This is a genomic window from Bacteroidota bacterium (assembly GCA_016213405.1).
Lineage (GTDB): Bacteria > Bacteroidota > Bacteroidia > Palsa-948 > Palsa-948 > Palsa-948.
Genome location: JACRAM010000075.1, coordinates 1 through 11,234, shown reverse-complemented (window position 1 = coordinate 11,234; position 11,234 = coordinate 1). Strand labels below are relative to the sequence as shown.

The window sequence follows — 11,234 nt, the reverse complement described above, 5'->3', positions numbered from 1 at the left end:
TTGCAAAAGAAGGTTACTACAGTTTATCGGCAAACTACAAACGATTAAAACTTTATGAAACCGCTGTATGCGTCTAAGCATGTACAGTGGTGTGAGAGGTGGCGAAGTTACTTTGTACCTTCGCTTCCTACTTTAATTATCCCATTATGATTATTTTTTGTAGTACAAACAACTACACGGCAATGAGAGATGTGACTATTTAAAGCATAACTTGTTTTCATTCCTTTTGTATAATAATTTTTAAATGGTGACCTATATCATTCCTTTTAGCAAGCATCTCGATACTTTTGTAACAAGCATAAGTAACACATCTGTTCATGAATGAAAATCCTCTCCTTGTTAACGGCCGCGATACTTCTGAACGCAAGCGGGCAGATAAGAAACTTTTTGAAAGTGAAAAGCTATACCGTTCGCTGTTCGAGAATATGCTCAACGGATTTGCCTATTGTCAGATGCACATTGATGATAACGGCAGACCCATTGATTTCACCTATCTTTCTGTAAACAGCGCTTTTGAAACGCTCACCGGATTAAAAGATGTAGTCGGGAAGAAAGTAACAGAGGTTATTCCCGGCATTCGGGAATCTGATCCTGAACTGTTTGAGATTTATGGGCGCGTGTCCAAAACCGGCAAGCCGGAACGTTTTGAAATGTTTGTTGACGCCTTGAAGATGTGGTTTTTGGTTTCGGTGTATAGCCCTGAACGCGGATATTTTGTGGCGGTGTTTGATGTCATCACCGAGCGCAAAAAAGCGGAATCGGCACTTATTGAAAGCAAAAATACTCTTTCTAACCTGATCAGTAATCTGCCCGGATATATTTATCGCGTAGCCAATGATCCAGATTATACACCTCTTTTTATTTCAGAAAAAGTTGGATTAGTTACCGGATATGCTCAGAAAGAATATCTGGTTGACCGTACCATATCGTGTGGAAAAGAAATTCACCCGGAGGATGCAGATAAAGTATGGCAAATTGTGCAACAGGCAGTTGAAGCAAAAATTCCTTACAAATGTGAGTACCGTATTATTACAAAACAAGGACATGAAAAATGGGTGTCGGAAAAAGGTAAGGGAATTTTTGATGAAGCAGAAAAGCTATTGTATCTTGAGGGATATGTTAATGACATTACCGAGCGCAAACAGGCGGAAGAAGTGATTAGAGAAAGCGAAAGACTGCTCAATGAAGCGCAGCATCTTGCAAAAATAGGAAATTGGTATCTAGATTTGGTAAGTGGCGAAGTGGGGTGGTCAAAAACACTTTATGAAATAAATAAGAGAGACCCAAATCTGTCACCTCCAAAGTATGGGGAACTTGAATCGTATTATACAAAAGAGAGCTGGGAACGGTTGAACCGGGCTGTTGAAAAAGCTATTAAACATGGCGCGCCATATGATTTGGAGTTAGATATAATTCGCGCTGATGGAACAATCATTCAAACCCATACGTATGGTAAGGCAATCAAAGATAAATCGGGTCGTGTAGTACAATTACATGGAACCGTTCAGGATATCACAGAACGAAAATTGGTGGAAGAAGCGGTTAAAGAAAGCGAGAAAAAGTTCCGAGCCCTTTATAACGAAACACCTGTTATGATGCACTCTATTAATCAGCAGGGAGAATTATTGTCGGTGAGCGATTTCTGGCTGGAGAAATTGGGTTACCGGAGGGAAGAAGTGTTGGGTAAGAATTTTACTGACTTCTTAACGGATAGTTCCAAAAAACACGCGGTAGAAACAATCCTGCCTCAATTCAAAAAAGTCGGGCATATTGAAAACGCTGATTACAGCTTTGTGAAAAAAAACGGAGAAGTGATAGATTGTTTAGTAAGCGCAATTTCTCAGTACGATAACAACAAAAACTTTATCCGCTCGCTGGCAGTGATTACAGATATAACCGAGCGCAAACTGGCAGAGGAAACGATAACGAAAAGCGAGGAAAAGTACAGAGACATTGTGGAGAATATTTCAGACCTCATCTGCACACATGATATGGATGGAAAAATTCTTTCAGCGAATCCTGCTGCTGTAAAGCTGCTTGGATATAAAACAGATGCTCTTCTGAAAATGAACATTCAGGATATACTTTCCCCGGATATAAAAGATCAATTCAGCGATTACATTTCTGCACTCAAAAAAGATGGCTATGCTCATGGCTTAATGAAAGTACAAACAGCTGCCGGAAACATTCGCATTTGGGAATACAACAATACGTTGCGCACCCACGGAGTTGAAACGCCTGTTGTTCGCGGACTGTCAAAAGATATCACCGAACGCATGAAGATAGAAGCAGCATTGCGCAGATCCGAAACCAATCTCCGGGCTATTTTTGAAAATACTAATACGGGGTTTCTTTTGCTCGATACCGGATTCAATATTGTTTCATCCAACGAGCGCGGAAAGGAATTAATGAATATTGCCTTCGGTGAAAGATCCAGGAAGGAGAACAATCTTTATAAAATGCTTCCTTCTGAAAGGAAACAAATATTTGCTGACCAACAAAGCAAGGTTTTACAGGGAGGAATAGTCCACTATGAAGTTTCCTATCCGCAAAATGAAAGAAGTGTTGTATGGTTTGACATAAACTGCAAGCCGGTGAAAAATGACAAAGATTCGGTTATTGGAATTTCATTTTCAATAACCGATATCACCGAACGCAAAAACTCTTTGGATAAACTGGTAAAAGCAGAAAGCGAGATACGGAATTTTGCCCGCCACCTGAACCATGTGATAGAAGAGGAAAAAGCAAACATTGCCCGCGAGATTCATGATGAACTCGGACAACTGCTGGCTGGAATCAAAATGGGTTTGTCATCGTTGAAGAAAAAACAAAGCCCCCCAACCCCCCGAAGGGGGGATCCAGGCGTGTCTGCAAATTCTCCCCCTTCGGTGGAGTTAGAGGGGGCTGTGGATTGTATGATGAAGGATATTGACAACAGCATACAAGTGATGAGAAAAATATCCACACAGCTCCGTCCCGGAATTCTGGATTCACTCGGATTAATTCCTTCCATTCAGTGGCTGGGAAGCGAATTTGAAAAAAAGACAGGTGTTAAATGCAAACTTGAACTGAATGTTACAGAAGAGAGATTTGAAAAAAACCTTTCCACCTGCTTCTTCCGCATCTGTCAGGAATCGCTCACCAATATTTCTAAACATGCAAATGCAAGCGAGGTGGTGATTGTGATTTCTTACAGCGACAGCAAAGGAGATGTCATTCCGCATCCCGCTTCGGGTGAGGAATCTCCCCATAAGATTTCTGCACATCATAAGGAGATTTCTCCCCCGATGAATCGGGGTCGAAATGACAACGAACAACTGACAATGCGCATCTCCGACAACGGAAAAGGAATTGCCAGCGAGAAATTAGAAAACCCTTTCTCCATGGGATTGCTCGGCATGCGCGAACGGGCAAACATTATTGGCGCGGATTTGCAAATCACAAGCAAAAAAGATTTCGGTACAACAATTAAATTGAAAGCAAAACTAAATTAAGTAAAATGGTTAAATAAGTTAATTAAGTAAATACAAAATCAACTCAATTAACCCAATTAACTTATTCAACTAAATTAATATGAAAAGAATTTTAATCTGCGATGACCATCCCACTATGCGAAATGGTGTGAGGATGATTCTTTCCAATGAATACAGCGAAGTGGAATTTGGCGAGGCGGCAAGCGCATCCGAAGTGCTGAAGAAACTGAATGAAAAGAAATGGGATATTCTTATTCTTGACATGGATATGCCCGGCAGAAACGGACTGGAAGTGCTCAATGAGATGAAACGTGATTCAATAAAAACCCCTGTGCTTGTTTTCAGCATGCACCCCGAAGAACAGATTGCCATCAGGGTATTAAAGTCAGGCGCTTCAGGATATCTTTCTAAAGATTCAGCCGACACAGAACTGGCAAATGCAGTTCGGCAGATTTTAAGCGGGAAAAAATACATCACTCCATCCCTTGCCGAGCAGTTGGTTACCTATGTGGAGAATCCGTACAACGCTCCACCTCACGAACTTTTATCTGACCGCGAGTATCAAACCCTTCTGCTCATCGCAAATGGAAAAACCATTTCAGAAGTTGCACAGGAACTTTCTTTAGCCGTTCCCACCGTGAGTACCTTCCGCGCCCGCATTCTCGAAAAAATGGGAATGAAAACCAGCGCGGAGCTGACGAGTTATGCGATTAAGAACAACTTAGTATGATAAGTGAGCGGTAATCAGTAACAACACAACCGACCACCGATTACTGGTGACTGATGACCAGATTTTGTAGTTCCAACCACTACCTTTCCTGACAGTGCTTATTACACCATAAGGATACTTCCGCCTATTCCCCGCCACACCTTCTCTGCGTTTCTTTGCCTTATACTATTCTATAAATAATAATACTTACAAAAATATGAAACATAAAATTCTTCTGAATATTTGTTTGCTGGGAACAATCTTTACTTCAAACGCTCAGGTGAAAATAGGGAATAACCCAAACACCATTAACGCTAACTCATTGCTTGAGTTAGAAAGCACTAACAAGGGAATGCTCCCTCCCAGGGTTGCGCTGAATGATATAAACTCGGTAGCGCCATTAACGGCAACAACTCCTGCAGGCATGCTTGTTTACAGCAGTGGAGGCACATTGAAAGATGGATATTATTACTGGAACGGAACAAAATGGCTGTCCATTCCTGCACAAAGAGATAACTTCGTATTGGTAAAATCAGCTTCTGACTTTCCTGCACCGGTGGGCGGGGTGATAACATTAGCAACAAGTACTTTGTATGAAATAAACGGAACGATCAGTTTATCAGATAAAATTGATTTGAATAATACTACAATAGTAGGATTAGACCATGATTACGATAAATTAATTTACACGCCATCATCAGGCGAATTGTTTACAGGTTCAAAAGGCGGAATATTAATGGAACTTACGTTGACAGCCGCCAATGCAGGGGCGAAGTTATTTAATGTGGATGCTGGCGGTACTGACCAGGATATTGTGATAGAGGAGTGTCATATTACCGGCTGTAATAATGTAGGATTATTAAAAGGGTTTGCGGGAGAAGTAGTGTTTGACCATACAAATTATTCAAATAATTCAAATGGAATAATTTTTCAGAATATTTATGAATACTATGGCTTTCAGACCTATTGGGAAAATGATAATTATAATACATACGAAAAATATATTGGCGCATTCAGCATAATACAACTTGCAGTAGGAACTCGGCTAGTATCAGCGGCAAATTCCGGTATAGGCATGGATATTTCTGGCGTTACTTCAATCACCACTGGCGCAGCAATGAAGACAGTTTTTTTTGCTGGCACAGGCACATATGTTTTGGGTAGTTTTTCCAATTCATGGGAAGTGGAATGTATCGGGCTGAATACTGAAAAAGATGATGTTGCAAGTGGGAATTTGTACATATCAACCACAGCAACCACGGTTATCGCAGCGGCAAACACTCCTGTTAAAGTGCTTGGCACAACAACAGCGGTAACTTTATTCAGGATTACTTCACCTGCCAGCAACCGGCTGACGTATGTTGGATCGAAAACAAGAAGATGCATGGTTGTCTGCAGTTTAACTTCTCAATTTGCAGGAGCCACCGGAAATAAATTTTTTAGTTTTTACATAGCTAAGAACGGAAGTGTGTTGTCGGAATCAAAACAAAAAGTAAAATTAATAAGCAATACTGACCAAAGTCCGCTTGCGCTTTCATGTCTGGTGTTATTAGCGCCCAATGATTATATAGAAGTTTGGGTAGAGAACAATACAGATGCAACGGACATGATTATACAAAATCTTAATTTGTCTATAAAGTAAAAACAGATTTCTGAAAATGCAATGGGAATAAAAAAAAAAGACAAGCTATGAGAAATACGATACTACAAACCACGCTCTTGCTTTTTGGTTTTTCTTTAAACGCCCAGCAGCAATTTACAAACAACGGCAGTATTAAAATACACCCCGGAGCAGGCATAGCATTTAAAGGAGATTTTATTAATAACGGTTCGTTCACAGATGCAGGGCAAATGGCTTTTTTTACCGGAACAAGCGCGCAAAATATCAGCGGAAGTTCAGCTACAACATTTAATAATCTCACTATTGCTAATTCAGGAGCTGGTATTTTACTCAGCGGCACTGTCAATGTAACGGTTGCCAATGCCCTCACGCTTACAAGCGGAGTTGTAACAACAGGATCAAATATTTTTATTTTATCTACCACTACAGCAGCTAATTTATCTTACACCAATGGTTTTATTTATGGAACATTCAGAAGGTATATTGTCTCAAATACCGATACCTATTTGTTTCCTCTGGGAGATGGAGCTATTTCCACTAACCGTCACAGGATTGCATTTGTGAACAACACTCTTGCCGGAGTTTCTTATTTGGACGCTTCGGTTACTTCTTTTGTTCAGGCAGTTCCGAATAACGATGCCACTCTGAGCACAACACAAGGCGGAACTCCAATAACAGAAACGGTCGGTGAAGCTGCCGGGAAAACTACAATCTGGACACTGACTCCGGATGCTGTTCCATCAGGCGGCAGTTATGGCGTGCAGTTGTTTGCAGAGAATACTACTCTGTCTGCATCTGATGATGATATGTTTTGTCCTATGAAAAGAGATGGTGCAGCGTCTTATGCAGATTTTTTAACATCCGATGGAACCACTTCTATGCCTGCTTCCGGTGCTGCTGGCAGAATTTATAATTCAGGAAATGGATATGCCCAGCGAATTGGATATACCTCTTTTTCTCAGCATGCAATAGGAAAAAGTGTATCACCTCTGCCGGTTGAACTGATTGAGTTTTATGCAAAGGCAAACGATAATAGGGTAGATGTGACATGGAAAACAGCTTCAGAATTTAACAGCGATTATTTCACAGTGGAAAAAACATCTGATGGAATTAGCTACGAAACTGTTGCTGTTGTTGATGCTGCGGGAAACAGCACACTGGAACTTAAATATTCTGCGCGCGATAATAATCCTTCCAGCGGAGTTTCATATTATCGGCTCAGGCAAACTGATTTAAACGGACAGTATTCATATTCTAAGAAGGTAGAAGTTGATTTTAATAATACAGGCAGTTTTAGTGTCAGTGTTTTTCCTGTACCTGTAGTAAACGATAATATCAATGTTTCAATTGCGGATACTGATGGAAAGGAAGTGCTTATAGTTATAAGAGATGTGCTTGGCGATGAATTTTATTCTAAAATTATATCTGATAATTCAGGAACTTATATTTTTAGTCTGAATAATGAATTATCTCCCGGCATTTACTTCATAACTGCTTCCACCGATGAAAAACTTGTCAGCAGCAAAATAGTTGTGATAAAATAATTTCGTTGTAGTTCCAACCACTACCTTTTCTGACAGCGCTTATTACACCATAAGGATAGTTGCCGCTATTTTTCATTACATCTTCTCTGCCTTACTTTGTCCTGTAAAAATTATTCATGTCACAAAAGCTCAACATACTGCACGTAGATGATTCTGAAAAAATCCTTTCCCTTTTAAAACCAATGCTTACGAATGTTAGAAATGCCGGAACCATCAATACGGCTACTACGCTGGAGGCGGCAAAAAAAATAATGAACAGACAAACCCAGGACGTAGTCATTCTTGATGTGTATTTGCCTGACGGGCTCAGCCTTGATTTTCTGAAATGGATAAAAGCAGTATACCAGAAAACCTGCGTGATAATGCTTTCCAATCATTCGGATGAATTCTTTCGCACCAGTGTAAAAAAATTAGGAGCCGATTACTTTTTCGATAAGTCAACCGAGTTTGAACAAATTCCTTATGTGCTTTCACTGATAAACAAACAATAATAAAAAACAAAAATCATGAAAAACCTATCCGGTAAAACAAGCGAAGCGAAGCAAAGTAACTTGCTTGACAAAAGAGAACTTGTTCTTGCGGTTGTATTTTTTCTTACTGCCTTGCTGATTTTTGTGGCGCTGTCCTCCATTGCTCAAACTCCCGGAAACAGTACTTGTTCTCATTTCCTTAGTCTTATAAATAAACAACAATAATAATCAAAAACTATGAAAACAAAAAACTCCCTCAGCAGCTTGAGAAAAACCTTTTCAATTCCGGAAACAGGATTTCTGCTGATGGCTCTGCTTTTCTCTTTCGGAACCGGCATAGTGCACGGACAAAAATTAAGTATAGGTGCATCACTGAGCGGCATCGTAAGTGGCAGCGGGTTAGGTTCATCCGTATCGCCTCAGTTTACACTAAGCGCTAAAAAGCACACACTTTCTGCTGGCATTAACATTCAAAGCCGCTATGGAAATTTTTCCGGGCTAAGAGGCAGGTATGCATACACCTTTAACCTGTATGAGCCGGCTGAAGTGTTTTTCTTTTATGATGTGGCATGGCACAATCAGGCGCGATTGGGAACTTATACGGTAAAAGCAGAAAGCGCCCTCAACCCGGAATCTTCCCTCTACTTTAATTATGCAGAAATAAAAACTCTTGAACAGCATATTGGTTTTGGTATGAATGTGCGTGTGTCCGGTTCTTTTAAAATTTTTGGAGCTTGGGGTGCCGGCTACTATAATACGTTGGGTTTCAAAGAGCAAAGTTTGTTTCAATACAGGGAGAAAGCTAATTTTTCACTGTTGTTGATGGCGGGCATGAAAGTTGACATCGTTCGGGTTAAACGTTAATATATACCATCGGCAGTCAGGTTTCCGACAGTTTGTTTCATCTGCGAATACGAATCAAAAACGAATTCACGAATGAAAAAACAAATCCATCCTATTATTCGTACATTCGTAAAAATTCGTATTCGCAGATAACTTTAGTATACATTGCGGTGTAGAGCAGGGGTAGTCGTGGCTCTGATAGCGCCAAGGTCACAGGGTTGAATCCTGTCTCCGCAACATATGAAAACTCCCTGTTTTTACATTGTAGTACAGACCACTACACCCAAACAATAATAATTACTATTATTTACTTTCTATAATTCTTTTATCTTTATGTCATACCTAATTATTTTTTCATGAAGCGTAATTCAAAAATTAAAAAATCCGGAAATGCCCCGGGTAAGTATCCTCAACGGGTTAAAGGCAAACGTGCTGCCGGTAAAAAACTTTATACGGTTGAGCATTCCCGCTATGAGAAGCCAACCAGGGTTAACAAAGAGTCTTCTGAGATTTTTAAAAATTTATTTTTCAATTGCCCCGCCATGATGGTCATCACCGATGCCAAAACAGGTATTGTGCTTGAAGTGAACAGGCAGTTTGTAAAGTTTTACGGATTCAGGAAAAAAGAAATCATAGGCAAAACGCTCAAAGAGATGAATGCCTATGTTAATCCGAAAGACAGAGACAACATTGCCTCAGTAGTGATGAAGAAAAAGCTGGGCAAAAATTTTGAACTTTGGGAAAGAACTAAAAACGGGGAGATAAAATGGGTGAACGCTTCGGTTCAATTGATTTCATTGTTCGGAAGAAAATGTTTTCTTGGTTCAGGCATTGACATCACCGAGAAAAAGATTGCAGAAGAGAACCTGAAAATATGCAACAATGAATTGGAAGATAAAGTAGAGGAGCGCACCTCAGAGTTGAAACATGCCAATGAAAAACTGGTGAGTGCAGAAGCGCAGGTGCGGACATTTGCCGCTCACCTTAACCAGGTGTTGGAAGACGAGCGCGCGAACATAGCAAGAGAAATCCACGATGAACTGGGACAATTACTTACGGGAATCAAACTGGGGCTTTCTACTTTTAAAAAGTTCGGCACTGCCGAGAATGAAATAGAAAGCAAAGCAACTGCTATGATGAGAGATGTGGACAACAGCATTCAGTCGCTGCGGAAAATTTCCACTTCGCTCCGCCCGGGAATTCTGGATACGCTGGGGCTGATTCCTTCGCTCGGGTGGCTGGCAAAAGATTTTGAAGACAAAACGGGTATCCGCTGCCGGTTTGAATTATTATCTGACGAGAATAAAGAGGTTGCAAAAAATATCTCCATCACCTATTTCCGCATCTGCCAGGAAGCGCTCACAAATATTTTGAAGCATGCCAAAGCGAGCGAAGTAATTATCCGAATAAACGGAGGAGAAAAAGAACTGGCGCTGGAGGTGGCTGATAACGGAAAAGGAATATCAAAGAATAAATTAGATAATCCTTTCTCCATGGGATTGCTCTGCATGCGCGAACGGGCAAATCTCATTGGTGCACATTTTATAATAGAAAGTGAAAAAGGAAATGGAACAACGGTTCAATTAAAAGCAAAACTAAATTAATATGAAAAAAATTCTAATTGCAGATGATCACCAGGTGGTGAGAAAAGGATTGAAACAAATCCTTGAAGATGAATTCAGCGATGTTGAATTCGGGGAAGCGGAAAACGCGGCAGAAACGCTTCAGAAGGTCAGCGAAAAAAAATGGGACCTGCTTATTCTTGATATCAACATGCCCGGCAGAAGCGGGCTGGAAGTGCTTCATCAGTTGAAAGAAGAAAAAAACATGCTCCCCGTTCTGGTTTTAAGCATGCACGCGGAAGAGCAGATTGCCGTGCGAACGTTCAAATCAGGTGCATGGGGATATTTATCAAAAGACGCGGCAGATACGGACTTGGTGAAAGCCATTCACCAGATTTTGAGCGGCAAGAAATACATTTCCCCGCGCGTGGCTGAACTCCTTGCCGAACAACTGGAAAACCCTTCTGGAAAAGCCCCGCATGAACATCTGTCTGACCGCGAATATGAAACGTTTATTCACCTTGCAAAGGGAAAAACTGTTTCGCAGATTGCGAAAGAGGTTTCGCTGAGCATCCCCACGGTGAGCACCTTCCGCACGCGTGCCCTGGATAAAATGAAAATGGAAACCAATTCAGATTTAATTCGCTATGCGGTGGATAATAAGTTGATTTGAGAGCCCCTGCCCTAAAGGGAGAAAGTGAGCTGGTGAGAGAGTGGGAAAGTGAGAGAGTGCACCTGCACACTTTCTCCTTGTCTCACCTTCTCACTGGGAGGTCTTTCAAACTCCCCTTTTAGGATTGGGGTAAAAAAAACAGTATAGACATTATTCAGAATAAGGGTTTATGTGCTTGATTTCAGATATAGTGCGAATGAAAAAAATAGTTAACACAGAGAACACCGAGCAGACAGATTCTGTGTTATCTCCAAATTTTTTTTGAAGATTTTTATATACTATTTCACTATTTAAAACTTTTCTATTTTTGCCCTTGCAAGACCAATTTAATTTCTTGCC

9 protein-coding genes are annotated in these 11,234 nt (G+C 40.6%); all 9 read left to right on the top strand.

Annotated elements, in window-relative coordinates; all coding sequences use genetic code 11:
- Positions 1 to 317 precede the first annotated feature (317 nt).
- Positions 318 to 3,494, top strand: coding sequence for a PAS domain S-box protein (locus HY841_09670; protein ID MBI4931018.1), 3,177 nt, complete (start codon positions 318 to 320; stop codon positions 3,492 to 3,494).
- Positions 3,495 to 3,567: 73 nt separating this feature from the next.
- Positions 3,568 to 4,203, top strand: a complete 636-nt coding sequence (locus tag HY841_09665; protein MBI4931017.1) for a response regulator transcription factor — start codon at positions 3,568 to 3,570, stop codon at positions 4,201 to 4,203.
- A 196-nt stretch (positions 4,204 to 4,399) separates the two neighbouring features.
- On the top strand, positions 4,400 to 5,824 hold the full coding sequence (locus tag HY841_09660; protein MBI4931016.1) for a hypothetical protein: 1,425 nt from the start codon (positions 4,400 to 4,402) through the stop codon (positions 5,822 to 5,824).
- 47 nt (positions 5,825 to 5,871) lie between these two features.
- Positions 5,872 to 7,347 (top strand): T9SS type A sorting domain-containing protein, encoded by a 1,476-nt coding sequence (locus HY841_09655; protein ID MBI4931015.1) that lies wholly within the window; start codon positions 5,872 to 5,874, stop codon positions 7,345 to 7,347.
- Between the two features lie 116 nt (positions 7,348 to 7,463).
- Entirely contained in the window at positions 7,464 to 7,838 is a 375-nt protein-coding gene (locus HY841_09650; protein MBI4931014.1) for a response regulator, read from the top strand.
- A 15-nt stretch (positions 7,839 to 7,853) separates the two neighbouring features.
- Complete coding sequence (locus tag HY841_09645; GenBank protein ID MBI4931013.1) at positions 7,854 to 8,042, top strand: hypothetical protein; 189 nt, start codon at positions 7,854 to 7,856, stop codon at positions 8,040 to 8,042.
- Between the two features lie 12 nt (positions 8,043 to 8,054).
- On the top strand, positions 8,055 to 8,681 hold the full coding sequence (locus HY841_09640) for a hypothetical protein (protein ID MBI4931012.1): 627 nt from the start codon (positions 8,055 to 8,057) through the stop codon (positions 8,679 to 8,681).
- A 335-nt stretch (positions 8,682 to 9,016) separates the two neighbouring features.
- Complete coding sequence (locus HY841_09635; GenBank protein MBI4931011.1) at positions 9,017 to 10,264, top strand: PAS domain-containing sensor histidine kinase; 1,248 nt, start codon at positions 9,017 to 9,019, stop codon at positions 10,262 to 10,264.
- A 1-nt stretch (position 10,265) separates the two neighbouring features.
- Positions 10,266 to 10,895, top strand: coding sequence for a response regulator transcription factor (locus HY841_09630; GenBank protein MBI4931010.1), 630 nt, complete (start codon positions 10,266 to 10,268; stop codon positions 10,893 to 10,895).
- The last annotated feature ends 339 nt before the right edge of the window (positions 10,896 to 11,234 follow it).